This is a genomic window from Pontibacter populi (genome assembly GCF_040278685.1).
In the GTDB taxonomy this organism is placed as follows: Bacteria; Bacteroidota; Bacteroidia; order Cytophagales; family Hymenobacteraceae; genus Pontibacter; species Pontibacter populi.
Genome location: NZ_JBEOKT010000007.1, coordinates 75,930 through 99,296 on the forward strand (window position 1 = coordinate 75,930; position 23,367 = coordinate 99,296).

General features: G+C 47.0%; 16 protein-coding genes. 7 read left to right on the forward strand and 9 right to left on the reverse strand.

The features are described from left to right. Positions 1 to 90 precede the first annotated feature (90 nt). From ABS362_RS09780 to ABS362_RS09795, 4 genes are read left to right on the forward strand one after another with little or no spacing between them, the layout of a single operon-like run. A complete protein-coding gene (locus tag ABS362_RS09780; RefSeq protein WP_350412261.1) occupies positions 91 to 1,485 on the forward strand; it encodes a sigma-54-dependent transcriptional regulator in 1,395 nt (464 codons plus the stop codon). Then, on the forward strand, positions 1,475 to 2,836 hold the full coding sequence (locus ABS362_RS09785) for a sensor histidine kinase (protein ID WP_350412262.1): 1,362 nt from the start codon (positions 1,475 to 1,477) through the stop codon (positions 2,834 to 2,836). Before ABS362_RS09780 ends, ABS362_RS09785 begins: the two co-directional genes overlap by 11 nt. 19 nt (positions 2,837 to 2,855) lie before the next feature. Beyond that, positions 2,856 to 4,142, forward strand: coding sequence for a MutS-related protein (locus tag ABS362_RS09790; RefSeq protein WP_350412263.1), 1,287 nt, complete (start codon positions 2,856 to 2,858; stop codon positions 4,140 to 4,142). Positions 4,143 to 4,185: 43 nt separating this feature from the next. Continuing rightward, entirely contained in the window at positions 4,186 to 4,632 is a 447-nt protein-coding gene (locus ABS362_RS09795; RefSeq protein WP_350412264.1) for an SRPBCC family protein, read from the forward strand. Positions 4,633 to 4,747: 115 nt separating this feature from the next. On the opposite strand, the gene trxA is transcribed toward ABS362_RS09795, so the two are convergent. Both trxA and ABS362_RS09805 read right to left on the reverse strand, forming a co-directional pair. After that, positions 4,748 to 5,056: a thioredoxin gene (trxA, locus tag ABS362_RS09800; protein ID WP_162425607.1), complete on the reverse strand. Its 309-nt coding sequence runs from the start codon at positions 5,054 to 5,056 to the stop codon at positions 4,748 to 4,750. Between the two features lie 54 nt (positions 5,057 to 5,110). Then, a complete protein-coding gene (locus tag ABS362_RS09805) occupies positions 5,111 to 6,364 on the reverse strand; it encodes an MFS transporter (protein ID WP_350412265.1) in 1,254 nt (417 codons plus the stop codon). Between the two features lie 147 nt (positions 6,365 to 6,511). Here ABS362_RS09805 and ABS362_RS09810 point away from each other — a divergent pair, with 147 nt between their 5' ends. The 3 genes from ABS362_RS09810 (at position 6,512) to ABS362_RS09820 (ending at position 9,722) form a co-directional block, all read left to right on the forward strand. Then, positions 6,512 to 6,808, forward strand: a complete 297-nt coding sequence (locus tag ABS362_RS09810; protein ID WP_350412266.1) for an HNH endonuclease — start codon at positions 6,512 to 6,514, stop codon at positions 6,806 to 6,808. 855 nt (positions 6,809 to 7,663) lie between these two features. After that, entirely contained in the window at positions 7,664 to 8,725 is a 1,062-nt protein-coding gene (locus tag ABS362_RS09815; protein ID WP_350412268.1) for a DUF6687 family protein, read from the forward strand. Positions 8,726 to 8,870: 145 nt separating this feature from the next. Then, a complete protein-coding gene (locus tag ABS362_RS09820; RefSeq protein ID WP_350412269.1) occupies positions 8,871 to 9,722 on the forward strand; it encodes a universal stress protein in 852 nt (283 codons plus the stop codon). Positions 9,723 to 9,748: 26 nt separating this feature from the next. Here the strand turns inward: ABS362_RS09820 and ABS362_RS09825 are convergent, their stop codons facing one another. The 7 genes from ABS362_RS09825 to ABS362_RS09855 all read right to left on the reverse strand — a co-directional run bounded on the left by ABS362_RS09825 (position 9,749) and on the right by ABS362_RS09855 (position 23,267). Next, positions 9,749 to 10,153 (reverse strand): hypothetical protein, encoded by a 405-nt coding sequence (locus tag ABS362_RS09825; protein ID WP_350412270.1) that lies wholly within the window; start codon positions 10,151 to 10,153, stop codon positions 9,749 to 9,751. A gap of 100 nt (positions 10,154 to 10,253) precedes the next feature. After that, entirely contained in the window at positions 10,254 to 11,114 is an 861-nt protein-coding gene (locus ABS362_RS09830) for a thermonuclease family protein (RefSeq protein ID WP_350412271.1), read from the reverse strand. Positions 11,115 to 11,157: 43 nt separating this feature from the next. Further along, positions 11,158 to 13,158 carry a tetratricopeptide repeat-containing sensor histidine kinase gene (locus ABS362_RS09835; RefSeq protein WP_350412272.1) on the reverse strand — a complete coding sequence of 667 codons (2,001 nt, stop codon included), beginning with the start codon at positions 13,156 to 13,158 and terminating at the stop codon, positions 11,158 to 11,160. Between the two features lie 208 nt (positions 13,159 to 13,366). Next, positions 13,367 to 16,786, reverse strand: a complete 3,420-nt coding sequence (locus ABS362_RS09840) for an amidohydrolase family protein (RefSeq protein WP_350412273.1) — start codon at positions 16,784 to 16,786, stop codon at positions 13,367 to 13,369. A gap of 876 nt (positions 16,787 to 17,662) precedes the next feature. After that, positions 17,663 to 21,310 carry an AAA family ATPase gene (locus tag ABS362_RS09845; RefSeq protein ID WP_350412274.1) on the reverse strand — a complete coding sequence of 1,216 codons (3,648 nt, stop codon included), beginning with the start codon at positions 21,308 to 21,310 and terminating at the stop codon, positions 17,663 to 17,665. Beyond that, positions 21,307 to 21,954 carry a hypothetical protein gene (locus ABS362_RS09850; protein ID WP_350412275.1) on the reverse strand — a complete coding sequence of 216 codons (648 nt, stop codon included), beginning with the start codon at positions 21,952 to 21,954 and terminating at the stop codon, positions 21,307 to 21,309. Before ABS362_RS09850 ends, ABS362_RS09845 begins: the two co-directional genes overlap by 4 nt. A gap of 80 nt (positions 21,955 to 22,034) precedes the next feature. Beyond that, positions 22,035 to 23,267 (reverse strand): exonuclease SbcCD subunit D C-terminal domain-containing protein, encoded by a 1,233-nt coding sequence (locus ABS362_RS09855; RefSeq protein ID WP_350412276.1) that lies wholly within the window; start codon positions 23,265 to 23,267, stop codon positions 22,035 to 22,037. Positions 23,268 to 23,367 lie beyond the last annotated feature (100 nt).

Consider the following 23,367-nt stretch of genomic DNA (forward strand, 5'->3'; position numbering starts at 1 on the left):
AGCTTAACTAAAGCATAGCGGACAGTTTGATTTATTGCATGAAAAAGACTTACATTAGTATAATCAACAGAACACACTACTACCCAAACTATGAGTAAAATTGCCTGCCACGTATTAATTGTAGATGATGAAGAAGATATCCTGACAGCAGGCAGGTTATTGCTGAAACAACATTTCGCATCCGTAAAGACTACATCTGACCCATACCAGATTCCCACCATACTGGCAGAATCTTCCATCGACCTGGTATTGCTGGACATGAACTATAGCGCAGGTGCCACCAGCAGTAAAGAAGGCCTGCACTGGCTGAAGCAGATAAAACAGCTTGACCCAAATGTAACGGTTATCCTGATGACGGCTTACGGCGATATAGAGCTGGCTGTACGTGCCCTGAAAGAAGGTGCCACCGATTTTGTACTGAAGCCCTGGCGTAATGATAAATTGGTAGCTATACTTAAATCTGCTTGCCAGCAAATTCTTGATCGGGCTATAGTTCAGGCTCCTAAATCAAATGTGCCTTCAACTTTCCATTACGGCGAGTTTATCGGGATATCGCCGGCGATGCAGCGGGTGTACCAGACTATAGATAAAGTAGCCGCCACCGATGCCAACGTGTTGATATTAGGTGAGAACGGAACAGGTAAAGAAGTGGCAGCCCGGGCATTACACCAGAAATCTAAACGAGCAAACAAGGCTTTTGAAAAAGTAGACTTGGGTGCAATAAGCGAAACATTATTCGAAAGCGAACTCTTCGGACATGCAAAAGGAGCCTTTACAGATGCCAAAGAAGACCGGGTAGGCAGAATGGAAGCTGCTGATGGTGGTACGCTGTTCCTGGATGAGATCGGTAATTTATCGCTGGCCTTGCAGGCGAAACTGCTGTCTGTGTTGCAAAACCGCCAGGTTATCAGGCTTGGTACCAATAAACCGCGGCCTATCGATATCCGCCTGGTTTGCGCGACCAACATGCCCCTTTACGACATGGTAAAACAAGGAACTTTTCGCCAGGACCTATTATACCGGATCAATACCGTAGAGATACAGTTGCCGCCGCTGCGTGAGCGAAAAGAAGATATAAAGCTATTGGCTGAGCACTTCCTGCAACTATACAGCAAAAAATATAACCGCGAAGGCCTGAGCATGAATGCCCAAACCTTGCGCCGCCTGAACGCTTATTACTGGCCAGGAAATATACGTGAACTGGACCATGCCATGGAGCGTGCCATTATAATGTGCGATGGCACCGAACTACACGAAGAAGACTTTTACTTTGCACCTGATACTGATTCAAAGCCGGACCAGGGAAATGGGGAGTATACCAGCGGTCCGGTTTTGTCGGACGGGGATCATACGTTGGAGGCGCTTGAAAAGCAGATGGTGCAGAAAGTGCTCGTGAAGCATTCCGGTAACATTACGCATGCCGCCAAAGAACTAGGTATAACCCGCACCGCACTCTATCGCCGAATCGAGAAACATGGGCTATAATAGATTCAGGGCAAAATTGTTGCTGCATGTTGGCCTGGCTCTGCTAAGTATGGTTGCCCTTATGGTAGTGCTCTTCCGCACCGAATGGTACATAGCCGCTTTCTGTATTGGGGTGCTGCTAGCTATGCAACTATACGCCCTGATCCATTTTGTAGAGCGTACCAACCACGATATAACCGGTTTCCTGGAAGCTATCCGCCATTCTGATTTTACACAGCGCTTCCCTGAAAAAGGAGGCGACCAGACGTACACCCATCTTTACAAGGCCTTTAATGAAATATCTGATTCGTTTTTGAAGATAAAAGCGGATAAGCAGGCACACTATTTATACCTGCAGGCTATAGTGGAGCACATTGGTATTGGCATACTTTCTTTTGATAAGGACGGAAATGTGTTGTTGCTGAACCATGTAGCCAAAGAGCTTTTGCACCAACCACATTTTACCAACATTAAAACCCTGAACAGGGTGAGCGAAGAACTGCTGGAAGTACTGCAACGTGTAGGAAGCAACGAAAAGGCATTGGTTACCTTACACCATAACCACGAGCAGTTGCTGTTGTCGGTGCATGCTACCGTATTGGTATCGCAGGGCAAAAGCATTAAGATCGTGAGTTTGCATAACATACAGGCCGAACTGGAAGAGCAGGAGGTACAGACCTGGCAGAAAATGATACGGGTACTGACCCACGAGATCATGAACTCTATGACGCCGGTTATCTCGCTTACATCCACGGTAAATGGTATACTGGAGGATGAACTGGAAGCACGCCAAGCCGGAGAACCGATCAGTGAGGAAGCCCTGGAAGACATTCAGGACGGGTTGAAAACGATAGAACGGCGCACAACCGGTATGCTGCATTTTGTTAAGAACTATCGGCGCCTGATGCGACTGCCTTTACCTGAACTACAAACTATAAGCATAAATAACCTGCTCCGCGATGTGCACACGCTCCTGAAACCTTACTTTGAGACAGCACATGTGGAGCTTTCGACTTACCTGGTACCCTCAGATATTACCCTGCAGGCCGACCCGGAACAACTGGAACAGGTACTGATAAACCTGCTTAAAAATGCGATGGAAGCCTGCGAGCAAAGCTCTGACCCAAGCGTGGAAGTTGTAGCTTATGCCGATGAAACTAACAAGTACAAGGTGCGGATAGAAGTGCGCGACAACGGCGCTGGTATTCCGGATGAGGTGCTTGACAGGCTTTTTATCCCTTTTTACACCACCAAAAAACAAGGTTCCGGCATCGGGCTAAGCCTGTCTAAACAGATCATGCGCCAGCATGGCGGCAGCATCAGGGTTAAAAGCAAAGCCGGCGGACCGACTGTGTTTATTTTGCAGTTGTAGAGGCTCTAACTATAGAAATATGATGCAGATTCATGATTTGAAGCTGAAAGAGGATGTTTTGCCTTTTTTCAATTTTACCAATAATACCTATTCTGAGGAACAACTACTTTACCTGCTAACTACTCCACCAGTAACAGAAGCTGAAGTCAGGGACAGAACTACTGTTATAAAGGGTATGCTTGCAAATTGGGCAGTGATGGAGAACTTCACATACCGCAAGCTTGATCTGCTTGAAGTGCACACCTTTATGGTAGCTATAGCGGGAACCGGCCTTAATAAAAAGAAGTTGCAAAGTTGGCTGCGTCTGAAAACATCTGAAACAGAGCGACAGCAGTTACAGTCAAAGCTGGTTCAGCTAATACAGTTACTAAATGGATTACAGGCGCAATACCTGAACAGACTTAACAGTGCTGTGTTTCCGGAACAGTTTAAATCAGATCTGGTACGTACTGTTTCATTCCTGAATTCACTTAACCTGGATAAACTGGCAAATCAAGTGCTGGAGCATCGATTCAGGGTACGCGATATGATAAAGTTCTCAGAGCAGCTTAGCACTTTAAATCAGGATGAGGTTAGCGCTTTCTGGGACTACTTTTTTACTTTTGAAGCATACTGGTCTGTGGCTAAGGCTACACTTGTACATGGCTTTACTTTTCCAGGGTTTAGTGATGATAACTTCAGTATCGGAGATTTTTACCATCCTATAGTTAAATCTCCTGTCAGGAATACCTTGCTGTTAGAAGAGGATAAGAATGTGTTGTTGCTTACAGGTCCAAATATGTCTGGTAAATCCACATTGCTGAAAGCGATCGGACTTTGTGTTTACCTGGCTCATGTTGGCTTTACTGTTCCGGCTTCAACCTGTACGGTGCCTTACTTTAATACTATAGCTATCGCTATCAATCTGAATGATAACCTGCGGGATGGTTATAGTCATTTTATGGCAGAGATTGAGAATCTAAGAAAAGTGGTTCGTTCCACAGAAAATTCTCAAAAGTGCTTTGCTGTTTTTGATGAGATATTCAGGGGGACAAATGTGGATGATGCACTGGATATTACACAAACAACTATAAACGGGCTGACAAAGATAAAAGGCTCATATTTCCTTATCTCAACACATTTGCTGCAACTGGAAGAACAATTACATAGCAGCAGTTATGAAAGTATAAAAGAGTACTTTATAGAATGTGTGCTTGAGAATGAAACTCCCAGGTTTACTTACAAACTAAAAGAGGGCTGGTCTCAACTAAAAATCGGACGGATCCTGTTTGAGCAGGTTGGCTTATCAGAGTTGCTGGGTAAATAGAAATTGTGGGTAAGAAAACGAGTAATTAAGATAATTTTAGGGAATGAAGCCAGTAGATATACAAACAGAAATAATTATTGAATGCCCTCGTGAGAAAGTAGCAGCCTTTGCCGCCAATCCTGATAATGCCCCCGTGTGGTATGTTAATATTAAGTCGGCAGAATGGAAAACGCCTAAGCCGCTGGCTGTTGGTTCGTTAGTTGCATTTAAGGCGCAGTTCCTGGGTAAACAACTGGCTTACACTTATGAGATAGTTGAATTTGAACCGGGGCTAAAACTCGTAATGCGAACTGCGCAAGGGCCGTTCCCGATGGAGACCACTTATACCTGGGAAGCAGTTAGTGCTGACAAAACCCGGATGACATTACGAAATGCAGGCCAGCCGAAGGGGTTCTCGAAACTGTTTGCTCCCTTTATGGCAAACGCCATGAAAAAGGCAAACCAAAAAGACCTGCAATTGCTTAAAGAGATACTGGAGAGTAAAAGTTAAGGCATAATGACAGGCTTCTCTAACAGCCGTTAATAAAAAATCTGATGCTATGTGTACTTCTCGTTCAGCCTTTTATCCAGTTCAGTAATTCAGAATTCAGTTATTCAAAATTACCTTACGCCACATATTTCTTGATAACCTGGGCTAACTGGTGGCCTGGCAATGCACCGGACTGGCGCCAAACGGCTTCGCCTTTGTGAAACAGGATAAAGGTAGGTACTCCCTGCACACGGTATTGCGACGCGGCAGCCTGGTTATTATCTACGTTCACTTTTATCACTTTCAGCTTACCCGAAAACTCAGAGGCGACCTGTTGGATAACCGGGTTCATGGTTTTGCAGGGGCCGCACCAGTCGGCGTAAAAGTCTACTAAAACAGGCATGCCGGGGCTGCTGATAAGCTCGTTAAAAGATTTTTTTGCCATAGTTTCTCTCAGTTTATAGCTAATACGTACGCAATAATTCCGTAAAAGTATTCCTTACCCAACAGTTTTAATGTAGCGAACCACCCAGATAGCGATCAGCGTGATCAGGCAGGCCAGTATGCCATCCCAGGCAAAATTCTGTAGCTTTCCGTCTGCCGCTTCCTGCACGATCAGCCCCGAAACAAAGGCTGCCACACCTGCGCTCAGCTGCTGCACCGAAGAGTTAATGCTCATAAAACTGCCCCGCAACTTAGGCTCTACGCTGGACGTGATAAGCGACATGGCCGGCACAAAACGCGCTCCGAAAAAGATAAAGAAAATAGTAGTAACTATAAGCGCTACATAATGCTGCACAGGCGGCAGGTTTGTTATAAGCAGGATAGGTACAAACGAAAGCACAGCCGAGATAATAAAAACTTTATGCTTCCCAAACTTATCGGCCAGGCGGCCGGCCCACTGCGATGTAAATACCGTTGCAATACCTCCAAACAGGTAAATATAGCTCAACTCTGTTTCAGAAAAACCCACATTAGCCACCATATAAGGACTAATAAAAGGCACTACCAGGAAACCCGACATCGTTAGTGCGATCATCAAAGCCATCGCCCACTGCAGGTTTCGCTTTTGCAGTATTTCTTTTAAAACCAGGAAAGGATTTTGTTTAACGGCATTGGTAAGGTGCCCGCGCATAGGAGGCAATAACTTAAACGAGGCCAGCAAAACTATAAAACTTAACCCGGCCAGCAGGTAAAAAGGCGCATGCCAGCTGGATATACTCGCCAGATACAAACCTACAGGCACACCCGCGATAGATGCAACAGAGAAAGCTGCCATTACCTTACCTGTAGCCGCGCCACGTCGTTGCTCCGGTATGGCATCGCCGATAACAGCCAGAATAAGCGCACCCAGCACACCACCAAAGGCACCAGCCACAACACGGGCAACCAGCAACATTATAAATGTAGGGGCAAGGGCACAAGCCAGCGTACCAAGCGTAAAGCCAAGGTATAGGCCCAGCATGGCGTGTTTCCGGTCGAAGCGGTCGATGAAAAGGGCGCTCAGGAAACCGGCAACCGCAGCACTGAATGTATAAGCCGACACCAGCAAACCAAACTCGCTTGGAGAAATGTTGAACACGCGCATCAGTTGCGGCCCCAGCGGCATCATGATCACGAAGTCCATCATGTGGGTAAACTGGATGGCAGCCAAGGTAAAGATCAGCAGCCCTTCACGGATCTCTTTTTTAGGGACATGATCTTCTATTGCAGGTGCAGCAAATTCTACAGACTGATCGTTATTCATTTCCATAGTTCAAGTTTGGTAATCAAATCAGGGCGGCAAATGTACAGATTAATCATACGTAAGGAGCTATAGTTACTGCTATAGTTTAGAGGAGAGTGTATAAAACCTGCTGCTATAGTTTACTGTTCAGGATAATCAAGGCTGATCTATCGTATGGCTGGAAAAAAAGAAGAACATCATTGCGAGTTATGTGGCCGTGAAGTGCAACAAGTGTCGCGGCATCACCTGGTTCCCCGGGAAGAAGGCGGTCGTTACGGCGCAACCGCTGACTTGTGTCAGCCCTGCCACAGCACGCTGCACCTGACCTTTACGAACCGCGAACTGGCCGTACTTTACAATTCCATACCCGCCCTGCAAACAGCCGAGCCACTCCAAAAATACCTGAAATGGGTAAAAAGCAAACGCCTGGAACGCATCTCCAACCGCCGCGGTCGGAGAAAGAAGAAGTGATTTTATGATTTTACCTCACCTCAGCCCTTTCCTAAGTACAGGAGAGGGAGTTTCTGTAGAATTATAGTTCATAATTCTGGCGCGAGTCTCCAGACTCGTGACTTACTATGGTGTTGAGTCTCCCGACTCAACTGGCCCGGCAGGGACAGGAGTAGGAGTAGCCATAGATATAGTTTTATAGTTGCCGTGGTCCAACCACCCCCAACCCCTCAGAGCTACGCTTGCTACCTTTGAACTCACTTCCCGGTAGTTTAAGGCGGGGAGTTTTTGGCCTTCTACTTTGTCATCTCGAACAGCGTGAGAGATCTGGTACGGTTAAACATCCCCCTTCGCCCCCTTCAAAGGGGGACTTTCTGCCATTACTATAGTTAACATGTAGTTCTATAGTTTAAGTCTATAGAGCGGACAGGTCGCGGCCTGTCCCTACGGAATTATGACCACGATAAATATCGAAGCTTACGGGTTCAAGTTATAGAAAAGCAGTTGCTATGAGAAATTTCTCTGTCTTTGGGTTGAGCGCCTTGTGAATATCTGGTGCCGCAGGCATTGCGAAGAATGAGCAAAAGAGATTCGCACAGCGCGATGCCCGAAGACGAGGCCTCCCGGCCGTGAGGGCACCAAAGCATAAAATGAAACGGTAGGTAAGTAAAGCTCCCAGGGTTAGAGGTAATTTGAAAGGATAGCTTGGTTCGGAAAGTAAAGTTTCAAAATATAGGACATAAAAGATTCCTCGACTAACGCTCAGGATTACAATAGAGAAACAATAATCACATTTCACTGATTGAATAGACAGGTTAAACACCAATCAACATGCTTTTTTTGCTTCTGTGCCGGCAGTTTCAGACCTTTATACCTATGAGCAAAAAGCAGTTTATACCCTTCTCGGAGCTGAAAGAAAAAAAAGCTATAGTTGTAGACAGCACCCACCCAAACGGTCTGACACTTTCGCATTGGCGCGGCGCACCCACCCCTGATGAGCTACGTGACGATACCAGCGCAGCTATAGTTCTGAATGCGATCCGTAACAATATTCCGGGTTTGGAGCTGCCGTATGTAACTGCCAACCACTTTGATATTGATGGCTTTGTAGGCGTGTGGAGTTTGCTGAATCCGGAACTGGCACTGGAGCACGAAGAGCTTTTACGGCAAATGGCCCTGATCGGCGACTTCAGGGAACTGGACCTGAACCACCCGCTGGCCGGCGAAGCCCTGAAGCTGGTGTGCTGGATAAACGCCCGCGAACGAGAACTGTTTTACAAGCCTTTTGCAGCCGATGAGATGGAAGAAAAGGAAGTGATACAATGTGTTAAGAAGTTTGAGTATTTTCTGCCCCGGTTTAAGCAGGTGTTAAAAGACCCGGACTGGGAGCGCGGCGCCTGGGAAGATGAGGTGGGAGATGTGTTGCTTGGCTACCGAACCATGTATAGTCCTGCTACTAGGCTTACCCGCCACCCCGAGATCGGCCTTATCATTATCGAAACGACGGAGCCGGTGCATTATTATTCGCTTTTTAGCAGAACGTCGGGGTTTGATATAGTGCTGACCTGCTACGATAATAACCGCTACGAACTGGAATATAAATACACTAGCTGGGTAGATATTTCCTCCAGGCCAACTTTGCCACGCTTACCACTGGCCCCGCTTGCTGCAAAACTTAACGCCCTCGAAAAAAGTAACCGCACCTGGACCTACGATGCAGTAACCGAAACCGGACCACTTCTGCGCCTGCAGGGCGATACCCTGAACCGCGAGGAAGCTTACGATAACCCAACCCAGCGCGAGATCTATAGTTCCACTATAGAAGCAACAGATCTGAAAAAGATAGTCGTGGAACATTACCGGAAAGCCAACCAGTCTATAACTCCGAAGTATAACTGGACCTGGAAAGAGGTGAAGGCACTAGGGTATCAGGAGTAACTATAAAAGGGTGATGGAGCTAAAAAAGCAGATAACCAGGGATGATTGTTATCACTTTCAGGTTTTTTGCGTTAATCTGATTTGGCGGGTTGCGTATATATAGCAATCTTGGCATACAACAGATACACAAGCCCAACTATAACTCATGAAAAAAATACTCTGCCCAACCGACTTCTCTAAGACCGCTGCAAGAGCATTGGACTATGCTATTTATATTGCCCGCAAAACAGGGGCGCACCTAACCTTGCTGCACGTGGTGCATTTGCCTATAGTTGATACCTCAGAAACGGCACTGGTGGCAAGCGAACTATTGGGCGAGCAGTTACGCGATGCCGGCGAGCGGTTGAAAGCCATGGTGCGGCAGATAGAGGAAATGCACGGTGCTAACCGTAGTGGCGAGTTTACCTGCGATTATATCCTGAAAGAAGCCCTGCTGATTGACCTGGCAAAACACCTTACACAGAAAGAAGGCTACGAACTTATAGTGATGGGCACAACCGGCGGCGGAAATGCCCTGGAAGAGTTACTGATAGGCAGCAACACAGAAGCCGTGGTGGAAGAAGTGAGAAGTCCGTTGCTGGCAGTGCCCGGCAGTGCTGCAGATCCTGATTTTACCAAAATTATTTACGCCACCGACTATACACCCGAAGATGTAAAAGCGCTGTACCAGGTGGTAAGCTTTGCCAATTTGTTCGGCGCCTGTGTAGATCTGGTACATGTATCAAAAGAATCTACAGATGCCTTAAAAGAGCGGGCTCAAGCGTTCTGGGATGAGGTGAGCGGCTTATTTCCTGAGACAACCATGTGCATCAAAGAAGTTGTGAACAAAAGGCCCGACGAAGGTCTGAAAGCATATTACCAACAGGAAAACGGAAGCGTACTGGCTGTGCTGCGTCGTAACAAAGGTTTTTTTGCCGATCTGTTTACCCAACGCCTCGCCGATCGCCTGACCTACCAGGCCGAAATGCCGCTGCTGGTACTACATGAACCTAAATAAAAAAGGCCCCGAAAGGGGCTTTTTGTTTATCTGATCTTATTCTCGTCAAAAATATCGGCCATATCTACGGCGCAAACAGTACAGTTGTAGCGGCCATACTCTTCAATAGCACGCAGCAACGATACATTCCTGAAAGTGCCTGTACAAGTCACCAGTACTTCGCATTTGTTGTCCACATGAAATATATCTGATACATAATCGTCGCAAAGCCATACGCGCTTGCGCTCCGTACCTTTCGGTATAATATAGAATTCCGGAGCCGGGCGGCGCTGGGTTGTATCTACGAGGGCGGTTTGTTCACTAGTTACAGGTGCTTCTTCTTGTTGTTCTTCGGTCGGCTGGCACGCGGTAAAGGCGGTGCTGCAAACTATAAGCAGGGCAACTAAGGTGTAGTTAAGGCAGTGCAGTAGGTTTGGAGTCTTGATGTTCATAGAATGTATAGTTCTGGCAAATATAAGCGAAAGGCAACTATAGTCTAGGGGTAAGTTTGGCTTTTAAAACCAGAAACAGCTCAAAGCTTAAGCTATAAGCTTAGTTAGGGCTGCAGGTTTTGTCTGCGCGGCGGCCATATTGCCTTACGGCTACTTCTTCTGTGGCGGTAAGCACCTGCTCTTTGCAGCGTTTCAGCACGGGGCAGTCTTTGGTGTAATGGTACACAGAGGAGCCCGCGCTGTTACAGAGAAACACTTTCCGGGTAGAGGCCCCTGCAGATAAGGGAGCATTCTGAATAGCAGCTTCTTTTTTAGCTTTCTGCTGTGCAGCAGTTTCTTTTTTGTTTTTTCTGAAATCCCAGGGAGCTACGGGGTTTGGGGTAGCCCACAAGCCACGCTTAAAGCGGCGAGCATCTGCTTCCAGGTTAGCAAGGCGGACGTCTTTTGAGTAATCTTTGTAGTGCCAGGCATAACCCTCTTTTACTAGTTCTTCGTTCAGGTTACGTCCGTCCGGCAAAATAATGGTACCTACCGTACGGCCATAACGATCCTTGTTATGCTCTATCAGTTTTACAAATTTGCCAAACGCCAGGTCAGAGGTAAACTGTCGTGAGCGCTGCCCGAAATCCTGGTTCTTTTCAGGGGCGTCTACCCCATACAATCTTACTTTTATAGTTTGCCCGTTGCGGAGCAACTCTATCGTATCTCCATCTTTTATAGCTACTACTTTGTCGCCGGTTGTTGTGGTGGTTGGTGCAATTACCGAAGCATCAGATGAAGGGGTTACTGTATCAGGTTGCTCGGCCGGAGTTGTAGTTGGTGTGGTTTCTTCCAGTTCACGGGCGCGTTCCTGTACAGCACGCTGTCGCTCACGGAACTGTTCCTGTACTTCCTCTCTGTCAGGTTGATTACAGGCAAATGTACTTAGTAGCGCTATGTATAAAATAAAGGAGCGGAGCATACAAAGGATTTTAATAAGTATACTTAACTATAGCAGCTTTGTTTTAAATAGCCTCGGCAGATTCCAGTTCCGGTGCTATAGCTATAGTTTGAGGGGCAAGCGGAATGGTAAACTTAAAGGTGCTTCCTTCTCCCTCTGTGCTTTCTACCCATATCTTTCCGCCGTTATTCTCTACAAAGTCGCGGCACATAGCCAGGCCAAGACCACTACCTTTTTCTTTGGCTGTGCCCAGGCTAGTATAAGTGCGTAACCCAAACAGTTTTGGCAGTTTCTCGGCTTTTATACCGATCCCTGTATCCCGGACAGAAACTAAAAGCATGTCGTTGTCCGCTGGTTCGGTTTCTATAGTTATCACATCACCTTCGTTACAGAATTTTATGGCGTTAGATAACAGGTTTCGGAGTACCAACTGTATCATATCGGTATCCGCAAAACCCTCTATATCCTGCCGGGAGAGATTATGCAGTTGTACACTTTTGCGTTGTGCCTGTGGTGCCAGCAGGGTAAGCGTATTGTTTGCCAAACTATAGATACTGATCGGCTCTGGCTTAACCGACGTGCCCTGCATCTGCGACCGCGCCCAGATCAGCAGGTTATCAACCAGCCATAAGGTATTCTGCTGCTCGGCTTCCAGGGTTTTGGCAAAATGTAAAAACTGCTGCTCCTGAATTTTGCCCATCGCCAGCACCTGCAACAACGATTTTAACGACAGCAACGGCCCACGAAGGTCATGCGCAACTATAGAGAAGAGTTTGTCTTTTAACTGGTTCAGGTTTTCGAGTTCTTCTTTCTGCTGTTGCAATACCAGGGCCTGGGCTGCCAGTTCGTTCTTTTTACGTTTAATATCCTCGCTGTACTTGCTTACTTTTTTGTTTTTCCTGGATAGCAGTTTGTTCAGGCGTTTCATGCGGCGGTTGCCAAGGTAAGCAACTATAACCACCGTTAAAGACAATATCAGCAACAAGATAGTAGCATACTGAACTATAGTTTTGTGCTCAATTTCCTGTTCGTGTTTTTCGTGTTCGGCCAGCAGTTTCAGGTTTTCTTTTTCCTTCTGGGCTGTTTCGTACTTCACCTGGAAACTGGTTGTTTGCCGGGTAATTTCTTCGGTGTTTATACTATCGTTGTAAGCCGCCGAAAGTTTGAGATAATTGTAGGCCTGTTTGTAGTCGCCGGTCTGGCTGAATATTTTCTGCAGTACCTCAGCCGATGTTTTCGCCTCGTTTTTAGAATAGGTATTCTGGGCCACTTTCAGGCTTTGTTCTCCATACAACACGGCTTTCTCATAGTCTTTTAACCCCAGGTAGATCTCGGCAAGCCCACGGTAGGCGTATGTCTGGTCGTGCAGGCTTTTGGTTAAAACGGAAAGCGCCAGGCCACGCTGCAGGTAATGCAGTGCATTGCTGTATTTGCCCTGTTTCTGGTAGGTGTTGCCAATGTTTATCAGGCTGATAACCATGCCCTTTGTGTCGCGGGTCTTCTCTTTTAGCGGAAGCGACTTGAGGTAATAACGCAGCGCTACATCAAATTTCTCCTGGCGCTCATACACATTGCCCAGGTTGTTAAGTGCCCGGCTTATAACCAACGTGTCCTTTACCTGGCTCGAAAGGGTAAGGGCTTTGTTATAGTATATTTTGGCCTTGTGGTAATTTTTCTGGCTCAGGTAAATGCTACCGATGTTGCTGTAACTGGCACTAAGCCCTGCCGTATCTCTCAATGATTCGCGCAGCTTTACAGCCTTATAATAATAATCAGCTGATGTGTTGTAGTCTCCGAGATTAAAGAAGCCGGCCCCGGTATTATTGTAGGCTTTCGCCATCAGGAGCGTGTCATTTATCGTTTCAGCTATTACGATCGCTTCTTTGCCGTAGGCCACTGCACTTTTAGGATCGGTGTACCAATAAGACTTACTAAGTTCACAAAGTTCATCGGCCTTGTGGTGCAACTCCTCTGTGTTTTTTATGGCCGTATTTTGCGTAGTGGTGCCTTGGGGGGCTGGTACAATAATAAGCAGTATAAATTGGATGAGTAGAACTGCAATCATAGGCTGGCGGCTTAGTAAAGTTTGTTTTCGTTAGAGTAAAAGGGTGGCTATAACTAAGCAAATATAAGGATTTAGTAATACAAATACATTTCTATATAATTGTTTTAATGCGCTTTAAGTAAGGAGTTATAGGATACGTTATAGTTTACCCAAACAAAAAAGCCCTTCACCAGAGTGAAGGGCTTTTTTGCACTGAAATTCTAAGTTTTTACTGCTTAATGCCAGGTACTCCAACCGGCATCGCGCTGTGCCAGTCAAAGTCCGGAGCTTTGCGGGCAGTAGGAGCCAGCTCATCCATTGTATTGGCATCGAACAGGCGACCGTTGCGCATCACGTATTTTATAGTGTTGGTATTACGGATGTTCTCCAGTGGGTTGTTGTCCATAATTACCAGGTCAGCCAGTTTACCATTCTCAATTGATCCGATATCACCATCTAACCCAAGCGATTTTGCACCAAGTATAGTGGCCACTTTAAGCGCATCGTGGTTGCTCATGCCACCCGACTGCACCGACCATAGTTCCCAGTGGTAGCCAAGGCCCTGCAACTGACCATGCGATCCTACACCTGCCAGACCACCTTCTTTTACCAGGTCGTTCACAAACTCAGCGTGGCGCGAGAAAATGTGCTCATCTTTTGTAAACCAACCGGCTCTGCGTCTTGCCTTTGAGTCCAGTTCGGCTTTTGGTGTAAAGTAGTTAAGTTTTTTGTCGCCCACTACATCCTCTGTTGCATAGTAATAGTTCTCAGCCCATGGTCCGCCATAAGATACCAGCAAGGTAGGCGTGTAAGCCATTTTAGTTTTGGCTACAAAATCAACCACATCTTTGTAAAGCGGGTAGATAGGGAAAGAGTGCTCGTGGCCCGGATAGCCATCTATAGCCTGGGTCATGTTCAGTTTAAAGTCAAGGCCACCTTCTGTAGTTGGTAACAAGCCCTGCTCTTTAGCAGCCATAATGATCCACTGACGATGCTGGCGGTTACCTACCAGGTACATTTTTATAGTTTTGGTGTTGTAGTATTCAGAGTACTGGCGCAATACATTCTTTGTCTGCTCCAGGCTCTTCAGGTTATAAGACCAGAAACCTACACCAGGACCTGTAGAGTAAACTCTTGGGCCGATCATTTTACCGGCATCAACCAGGTCGCTGTATGTTAACACGTCTGTAGTTCCGGTTTGAGGGTCGCGGGTTGTTGTTACACCGTAAGCCAAGTTAGCGGCATACATCCAAACCTGGTTGGTGTGCACACCCCAGCGCGGCCACATGTGCGAGTGCGTATCTACAAAGCCCGGGGTTATCGTTTTGCCTTTTACATCTACAATCTTAGCGCCCTGCGGTACTGTTAACGAACCAGACTTGCCAACAGCTTTAATGCGGTTGTTCTCTACCAGTATGTCGCCGTTTTCGATCACCTCACTACCGTTCATGGTAATAATGCGCGCACCCTGCAGCAACACAATGCCCTGCGGAATATCACGCGGAACCTGTATCGCTATTTTGGTTTCTTTCGGTTTGTAACCTTCTATAACAATGGCTTCTTTTTCGGCATTGGCGCTGTCAGTTTTAACTTCTGTCTTAGCTTCTTTTTTCTTTTCAGCTGCCAAATCCATTTCTTCTTTCTTCGCTCTGGCTTCATCCAGGTTATAAGAGAAGAAACCGTGACCGATCGTCCAGTAAACAGTTTTGCCATCTGCAGACCAGCTTGGGAATTGTCCGCCGATCTCCGTTAATTTCCAGCTCGGGAACTGCGACGAAGCCACATCTGCTACCGATATAGTTGGTGTTTCGCCGCCTACAACCGGTATGGTTACAACATAAATTTCGTTGTTGATGAGTGCAAGCGCTTTGTCGCCAACCGGTGCCTTAATGATGGTAGTTGCTTCTGAAGGTTTTTGTTGCGGCTCACGCTCGTTTTGGTGCAGCATGTGGCACATTTCTTCCATCACGCCATCTCCGGCAACGGTACCAAACGTGGTAATACCTTTTACTTTCAGGTAAGATTTTTTGTCGCTGCCATCCCAACGGATCGAGATAAGGCCATCCGCGTTATTGAACAGGTAAATGCGGTCGTCGCCTTTCACGAAGTGCGGGTTAGCGCCTACGCCGGCATTAGCAACAAACGTGCTCTGGCCACCTTTTGCAGGTATCCAGTTTATAGTTTGGCGAGAATCGAAAGCGCCCGGACCCGGATCTTCTCTGTAAGATTGTGAAGAACCTTTCGCAAACACAATGCGGTCACCGTTCGGGGTAAATACCGGCTCCTGGAACACTGCATTTTCCTGGGTCAGTTTGGTCGGTTTGCCTTTGCCGTTAGCGTTTGTTTTGTAGATGGCGCCACCGGTTTTCTCGTGCCAGGTAACGTAAGCAATCGTTTTACCATCCGGTGACCAGGTTGGCTGTGCCTGCGTGAATTCCTGGTCCGTTAAACGTTTTGGCGTACCGTTCGGGAAATCCATTACATAAAGCCTGTCGAGGGCAGTAAAAGCAACACGCTTGCCATCCGGCGATACAGCTGCATCGCGGAGCTGCGTTACGGTCATCATTTTATCATCCTTGATCGGGTATTTAAAATCCAGCTGAGGGCCAACTGCGATCTCGGTGCTTACCTGGAAAGGAATCTCCAGCGCAGGTCCGCCTGCAACCGGTATTCTGTGAATTTTACCGCCATAAGACGCAATAAGCTCTTTGCTATCCGGCGTGAAGGACATGGCAGGCAAAACACCAAGCGGCGCTATAGATTCCTGCTCGTCACGCTGTACCGGGTAGGCAAGCCATTTTTCTTCACCAGTTTTCAGGTTCTGGGCAACTAAACCAGTATGGTTGTTGTGGCGTGTGCCATACACCAGCCAGGTTCCGTCCGGAGAAAGGGTGGGAGTAAAGGCAGAACCATAACGTGATGATTTGCTGTCGATCTCACCGGTCTGTCGGTCAAAAGTAGCCAGCTGGTACTGCGGTAATTGTGCGTTATAGTTCCAGGCACCGTTGCGCTGCGAAAACCAGATATAGCGGCTGTCCTTACCAAAAGCAGGCTCCACCGTTTTCATGGTCTCAGGCTTATTGATGAGCTGTATACCTGTACCACCGTCTTTGTGGTAAAGGTGCAGTTTTAAATTACGACGACCTTTTGATGCTACCAGGTATTCGCCATCAGGCGTCCACTCGGCCGAGAAAAAGTTTTCGTTCTTGCTTTTGCTTATCTGCTTTGGCTTTTTGGTTGCCAGTTCCATTGTCCAGACGTTGTCCGAGCCATCTCTGTCCGACATGAACACAATAGACTTGCCATCCGGGCTGAAACGCGCCTGCGTATCAAAGGCCATTCCGTCGGTTAGCTGCGTTGCCTTACCTCCTGTTATGGGTAGCAAATACAAGTCGCCCAGCATATCGAAAATGATCTGCTTGCCATCCGGGCTCACGTCCAAAGACAGCCACGACCCTTCAGATGTGTTGATGCTTATTTTGCGGGCTCCTTCCAGCGGAAGATCTTTTTGCTCCTCTTTCTTGTCTTTGTCTTTTTTAGGTTTGGCTGTATCCTGGGCCATGGTTGGCTCCAGCAACAAACCCAGCGAGCAAAGCAGAAGCAGGTTCTTCTTCCATCCGCCCTTGTTCAGGTGTATTGATTTCTTCATGTTTGTTCTGATTTTGAACAGGAAAGTATAGTTAGTCAAAGTGAATATACAAAAGGAAAGTTCAGTAAGAAATTGCTTTAGACCAACTATAGTTAAAAATCGGCAGAGAGGCAGAATTTTTGGCTGAATTGTGAATGGGATGGTAGTGGCTTTAGTTGTTGTAGTCCGTACCGCTGGCGCGAGTCTCCTGACTCGTGACTTAAAATGGTGTTGAGTCTCCTGACTCAACTGGCCCGATAGGGACAAGGCTTGGCTGAGGCTTTGTCTATAGTTTTATAGTTTGTGTTATCCAACCACCCCAACCCCACAGAGCTACGCTTGCTACCTTCGAACTCTCGTTCACGGTAGTCTAAGGCGGGGAGTTTTTCTGCTTTTTACTTTGTCATCTCGAACAGCGTGAGAGATCTGGTACAGATTAACATCCCCCTCCACCCCCTTCAAAGGGGGACTTTCTGCTGTTGCTATAGTTAGCATTATAGTTCTATAGTTACATTCTATCCACGGACAGGTCGCGACCTGTCCCTACGGAAATACAACCATGATAAATCTCGAAGCTTATCGACTCAAACTATAGTTAAGCGGTTGCTATGAGAAAGATCTCAGTCTTTGGGTTGAGCGCCTTGTGAATATCTGGTGCCGCAGGCATTGTGAGGCACGAACAAAAGAGATTCGCACAGCGCGATGCCCGAAGACGGGGCCTCCCGGCCGTGAGGGCACCAAAGGTTAAGATGAAACGATAGGTTAGTAAAGCTCCTAGGAATAGAGGTGGTTTGAAAAGATAGCTTGGTTCAGGTTAAAAGGAAAGTAAACTATAGAACACATAAGATCCCTCGGCTGACGCTCGGGATGACAAATTAATCGAATTATCAATTATAGTTACCACCCCACAACCTCCACCTTACTAACTCCACCAGCTAATTTCTGAATCTTTATTTGTGTACTGATGCGTTCTTTCAAGGCTTCGACGTGCGAGATGATACCGATCATTTTGCCACTTGCTTGCAGATTTTCTAACGTGGAAATAGCAGAATCCAGGGTGTCTGCGTCCAGTGTTCCGAAGCCTTCGTCTATGAACAGGGAATTTATCTGGGTACGGCGACCAGCCAGGTCTGATAAACCCAATGCCAGCGCTAAACTTACCAGGAAGCTTTCGCCGCCCGATAAAGTATTCATAGGGCGGATGGCTTCGGCCTGGTAGGTGTCAACTATAGCCAACTCCAAGTCTTCGCCTTCCGTTTTCTGGATGCGGTAACGGTCGTTGAGTTTTTGTAAATGGCGGTTAGCCAGTTCTACCAATCGTGCCAGGGTAAGGCCTTGCGCGAATCGGCTAAACTTGTTACCATCAGCAGAACCGATCAAATCAGCGAGCTGTGTCCAGCGGTTACACTCCTGTTGCTGAATCTGTAGTTGATTGGCCAGTTCCAGATTCTTTTCGCGTTGCTGTTTGTCCTGCTCCAATAGTTGCTGCAGCCTGGCGCGGCTTGCAATAAGTTCGTGCAGTTCGGTAGTTTTGGTGGCAAGCTGCTGCTGCAGGGTTTCTATAGTTTCGGAGGTCAGGTTTCTTGCTTCCTCCGTTGCAAGGTCGTGCTGTACGTTGCTCAGGCTTTTGCGGAGTTCGGTCAGTTGCTTCTCAACCAACGCTTTCTGGTTGGCAAGTCGGTCGGCTTCGTCACGGTCGAGCAACATCTGGCTGAGCGCTTCTATCGTTTCGATTCCTTTCTCACGGAGTACGTGTAACAAGCCATCACGCAACGCGTCTAACTCAGATTTTTTACTGGTGTGCGTGTTGGTATATTCCTGCTGACGCTGGCGCTGTTCATGTAGCTCGTGGTGCTTTTTTTGCTGGGCAGCGCGTGCATTTTCAGCCTGTTTGGCAAGGTTGGTAAGTTCGAAGTTTGCCGCCTGGCGCTCCTGCTCCGGTTTTTTATCACCGAAAAGCTGGTGGCGTTTTTCTTTCAGTTCTGTCAGTTGTACATGTACACGTTCCAGTGTTGCCTTTTTATCTTTAAGTAATTGTTCTTTTTCAACTACTTTTTCGGTCAGATTTTTTACCTGCTCATCAAGCTTCAGATATGGGTCGCGCAGGGCTTCGTATGCATCGTGCTGCTGCAGGTAATGGTTGGTCTGCTCTTCCAGGTGGTTTAATAACTCCTGGCGTTTACCGGGTACAAATTCCAAACTATAGCTGGCTGCAAACGACTGTGCCGTTTCCGTGAAAACCTGCTGCTGTTCCTGCAGATCCTGTAGTTGCAATGTAAATCGGCTTAGCTGCTTGCGTAGCATTTCATCGGAGCTTTCCAGTTTGCTGATCCGGTTCTGTGCCTGTAACTGTTGCTCGCGGAATTGTTGTAGTTGCTGGTTTGTAGTTTCAATTTCACGGCTCAGGGAGCGTGCTATAGTTAGCGTCTGAGTAAGCTTACTCAGTATTTCGTTCTGTTGTTGTAGTCGCTGCTGAAGGGCTTCGGTTTCTGTGATAGCTGTAGTTACACCTTCGCTTTGCAGCTTATAGTTCTGCAGCAAACGGGCAAGTTCAGCATCTGTTTCTGCTTTGGCTTTTGTAGTGCTGTCGTGTTGGTTCTGGAGCGTATTCAGGTGCAGTTGCAGTGCATTTTTGGCTGCGTCAATCTCTTTTACCAACGCCTGTTGCGTATCGCGACGCTGTTCTTCTTCCGACAAGGTGCTGGTGTAATTGCCTTCTACAAACGGGTGCTCTTCGGAGCCGCAAAGCGGACACGGCTGGTCTGGTTGCAAACTATGGCGATGTTGCTCCAGTTCCTGAATGCGTTGCTGCAGGGTTACCAGTTTCTGCAGGTCCTGCAGGCGTTCATAGGCCGTTTTATAATTTGTTTCTGCTTTGGTAAGCTCTTCTTTTTTAATACCTATAGTTTGCTCCAACTGAATTAATTGGTCGGTTAAGTGAACAGACTTTTGCTGCTGTAAACTATAGTTCTTTGATAACTCCAATAAGCGTTCGTAACGGGACAGTAAAAGCGGTTGTTCCTGGGCCAGTTTTTCCAGTTCATCCATGCTTTTGGTGGCAAGTAAGATTTGCAGCTGGGCCAGTTTTTCCTGCTTCTGCGCATCCATCTCATTTTGCTTTTGCTGCTGCTCTTTCTGAGCGGCATTTATAGTTGCCAGTTGTGCGGCTTCGGTTTGCAGTTGCTGATTTATAGTTTGCTGTTCCTGTGTCAGGTTGGCTATAGTTCGTTCGGTATCAGTCAGGTCTTTTATGGTCTGGCGAAATTCGTGCAGGTGCTCGCGCATGTCTTTCAGTTTCGCATTGTCCTGCAGCCATTTTTTAAGCGCTGTGGCTTGCTGTTTCTTTAACTCGAGTTCCTTATTTTTTTCAGCAAGTATAGTTTTGTCCTGCTGCAGCGCTGTGTCAAATTGCACGTAAGCTTCCCGATCGGTTTTGAACTGCTCTCGTATCGTTTCCAACTGATGGTCGAGTTGCTGTACCTGTGCCAGTAGCGGCTCCAGTTTCTGTATAGTTTCTTCCTGTTGCTGATGTGCTTTAGTTGCCTGTAGTGCCGCGTGTCCAGCCTGTTCCAGTTCGGCTTCCAGCAGAGGTATCTGTTTTTCTAAGGTTAAAAGTTGTGCCTGCACTTCAGTTAGCCTGCCGTTGGCAACTTTTATCTGCGTAAGTTCGCCAACAAACTGGTTTGCCTGTTCGTGCTGCTGTAGTTTTATAAAATCGGGCTGCAGACTTGCCAGTTTTTCTTCCTGGGTTTGTAGTTCAGTTTTATATTTCCCGGCTCGCTCGCGGAGCTGTTGCAACTGTCTGAGCCAGTTGGTCTTTTCCTGTAGTTGCCTGGTTTCGGTGGTTAGTGTAGCTTCTGTGTCGGTAAGCTCGGCTATAGTTACTTCGTAGCCCAGACGCACTTCTTCGGGCAGCAATTTACTGTCCTTTAATCTTGCTTCTAATTCATCTCTTTTAGCCCGTTCGGTTTTCGCTTTTTCGTAGGCAAATTTCGAGATGTCGGAGTAGATGCCTGTATCGGTTATTTTCTCTAAAAGGCTGCTGCGCTCGTTCGGGTTCGCTTTCAGGAAACGTGCAAAATCGCCCTGCGACAACATTACCGAACGCAAAAACTGGCTATAGTCCAGCCCACATATCTCAGCTACTTTATCAGGTACCTGGCTTGGCTTCAGATCGAAAGGTTTGTCGTCTTCCAGGTCGCAAAGCTCCATGTGCACGGCCTGTATCTTGCCATCCAGTTTGCCCCGGCTCCTGCGTATGTTCCATTTGCTGCGGTAGCGTTTGCCGTTGGCTTCGAACTCCACTTCCGAAGTGCTTTCTGAGGTATGGCGCGTCATCAGGTCCAGCGGTTTGTCGTTGTTATGGCGGTGCACCATGCCATAAAGCCCCACGGTTATCGCATCCAGAATAGTGGTTTTACCAGCGCCTGTTGGTCCGGTAATCGCAAACAAGCCAGCATCAACCAACGGGCTTTGGTCGAAACGGATCTCATGCTCACCTTTCAGCGAGTTCAGGTTCTGGAAACGGACAGACAGGATCTTCATGGGGTAATGGGTAAGTTGTAATTAAGTTTGTGCTTTATGTATTTTTCGAAAGTCGCCACATTTTCTTTCGGCTTAAAACTATAGCTGAATTTACCATAGTAATATGAGTTAATGTTTTTCTCTTCTTCGCCATGAAGGATATAATATTCTCCATTGAACTCAGCACCGAAAAGCTCAATGTTAAAATCCTGTTCTCCAAAATCGGTGTAGGCATGTACTATATTTCCATCCATTACCATCATGGTGTGGGCGTAAAATTTCTCAGGGTTACCGGTAACTGCTTTCAATATGCCATATGTTAACCCGTCGTCTGTTTTGTAGAGCTCATAGCTTAACTCTGTATAATCCTTCTCCAAAATAGCGCGGTACTTTTTACTTGGGGCTCTTTTTATAAAACATGCCATATCAAGCTTAGCCATCTCCCGAAGCTTTTCTAAAGCAACCGAATCTGTAATAGCCTGAACAGAAAAGTCTTCTGCAGTTTTAAATATTTCGTTTGTAAAAGTGAAGGTGTCTCCCTTAAAGCCGCGAGAGAGATCATTAGTTAGGTAATCTGTATACCTGGCGCAAGGATTACCCTTTTTGTATTTCTGTGCACTTACCGCGAGTGGCAGTAACAATAAGAAAAGCAGCAGCTTTTTCATTCTGTTGATTATTAAGATATCCTCAAATCCAAAAGGCTTTGTAAGATTATACTTCCTAAACTCTCTAACTTCCTAACTTTCTAACTCTCAAATTCTTCCTGCCTCATCAATTCCAGCAGCTCGCTAAAGCTAGAAACCAACTCAGAATGATCACTCTCAGGAAAAGCGCTTTGGCAGCGTTTCAGGAAAACATCGTTCTCTTTTAGTGTGTGCAGATCGGCTTCTTCCTGAACCTGTTGTTCCAGTGTCTGGCGTTCTCTTTTGATGATCGGCGGACGATGAATGAGCAGGTGCAGTTCGTCTTTTTTAAGTTGCAATACTTCCTCCAGTTGCTGGTTCAGGTCGGGTAGGGGCGCGTCAAGTTCGAGTTGTATCTCGGCCCAGGCTGGTAAACTATAGTTGCTGTTATCGTACACGGCTAGCTGCTGTTTTACCTTCTCGAGGTCGCCTTTAAAGCGCACCAGTTTGCGGCAAACCGGAATAGCCAATTCACGAAGCTCAGCTAACTTGCCAGCTTCAAAATCCAGAATAAAAACTACTTTGTTGTCGGTTACCTCGCTAAAACTAAGCGGAATTGGTGAGCCGGAATAACGGATGTGGTGGGCTTTGTTAACCTGCTGCGGACGATGCAAATGGCCCAGGGCTACATAGTCAAATTCTTCAGGAAACTGGTCTGCCCCTATCTGCCCCAGGTTACCTACATGTATCTCTTTTTCGCTTTCGGAAGCAGTGCCGCCGGCTGCAAACAAATGGCCCATTGCTACAACCGGTAGTTGCTGTGCTTTGTAAGGTTGCACATGCGGTACAAACTGGGCATAATGGTTGGCGATGCCTTGTTTTAGGCGGGCTTCGCGCTCCTCATATGTTTCGCCGGGAACAGATAAACGGATATCGCGGTCGCGGAGGAAAGGTACAGCGCAAACTATAAGCTCGGGCTTGCCAGCAGCATCGTTCAGAACTATAAGCTCATCCAGCGGGTCAGGGGTGGCGCCACCAATTACCCGGATGTTCATGCAGGCCAGCAGGTCTTTGGGAGCATTAAGGGTAGATACCGAATCGTGGTTTCCGCCTATAAACACAATATGTCGACAGCAGGTATCGCACACCTTCCTGAGGAAATCATAGTATAGTTTGAAAGCGGTATTGGAAGGAGCGCCGGTATCAAACACATCGCCGGCCATCAGTAATACTTCTACCTGCTCCTGCTCAATGGTTTGCAGCAACCAATTCAGGAAGTGCTGATGTTCTTCAGTACGTTCGAGGTTAACGAGGCGCTGGCCCAGATGCCAGTCTGAAGTGTGTAATACGCGCATAATTCTTCATCTCCAAATCCGCACTCAAGATACATAAGTATATCGGTATATTGCAACTTTTAGATAAGGATTATTAAGAACGCGGAGGAAAAGCAGGAAA

Coding starts and splice junctions, on each gene's coding strand:
- ABS362_RS09835 (WP_350412272.1), bottom strand. CDS start 13,158: ATGATTGCAGTTCTACTCATCCAATTTATACTGCTTATTATTGTACCA.
- trxA (WP_162425607.1), bottom strand. CDS start 5,056: ATGGCAAAAAAATCTTTTAACGAGCTTATCAGCAGCCCCGGCATGCCT.
- ABS362_RS09825 (WP_350412270.1), bottom strand. CDS start 10,153: ATGAACATCAAGACTCCAAACCTACTGCACTGCCTTAACTACACCTTA.
- ABS362_RS09840 (WP_350412273.1), bottom strand. CDS start 16,786: ATGAAGAAATCAATACACCTGAACAAGGGCGGATGGAAGAAGAACCTG.
- ABS362_RS09845 (WP_350412274.1), bottom strand. CDS start 21,310: ATGAAGATCCTGTCTGTCCGTTTCCAGAACCTGAACTCGCTGAAAGGT.
- ABS362_RS09790 (WP_350412263.1), top strand. CDS start 2,856: ATGATGCAGATTCATGATTTGAAGCTGAAAGAGGATGTTTTGCCTTTT.
- ABS362_RS09810 (WP_350412266.1), top strand. CDS start 6,512: ATGGCTGGAAAAAAAGAAGAACATCATTGCGAGTTATGTGGCCGTGAA.
- ABS362_RS09785 (WP_350412262.1), top strand. CDS start 1,475: ATGGGCTATAATAGATTCAGGGCAAAATTGTTGCTGCATGTTGGCCTG.
- ABS362_RS09830 (WP_350412271.1), bottom strand. CDS start 11,114: ATGCTCCGCTCCTTTATTTTATACATAGCGCTACTAAGTACATTTGCC.
- ABS362_RS09780 (WP_350412261.1), top strand. CDS start 91: ATGAGTAAAATTGCCTGCCACGTATTAATTGTAGATGATGAAGAAGAT.
- ABS362_RS09795 (WP_350412264.1), top strand. CDS start 4,186: ATGAAGCCAGTAGATATACAAACAGAAATAATTATTGAATGCCCTCGT.
- ABS362_RS09820 (WP_350412269.1), top strand. CDS start 8,871: ATGAAAAAAATACTCTGCCCAACCGACTTCTCTAAGACCGCTGCAAGA.
- ABS362_RS09850 (WP_350412275.1), bottom strand. CDS start 21,954: ATGAAAAAGCTGCTGCTTTTCTTATTGTTACTGCCACTCGCGGTAAGT.
- ABS362_RS09815 (WP_350412268.1), top strand. CDS start 7,664: ATGAGCAAAAAGCAGTTTATACCCTTCTCGGAGCTGAAAGAAAAAAAA.
- ABS362_RS09855 (WP_350412276.1), bottom strand. CDS start 23,267: ATGCGCGTATTACACACTTCAGACTGGCATCTGGGCCAGCGCCTCGTT.
- ABS362_RS09805 (WP_350412265.1), bottom strand. CDS start 6,364: ATGGAAATGAATAACGATCAGTCTGTAGAATTTGCTGCACCTGCAATA.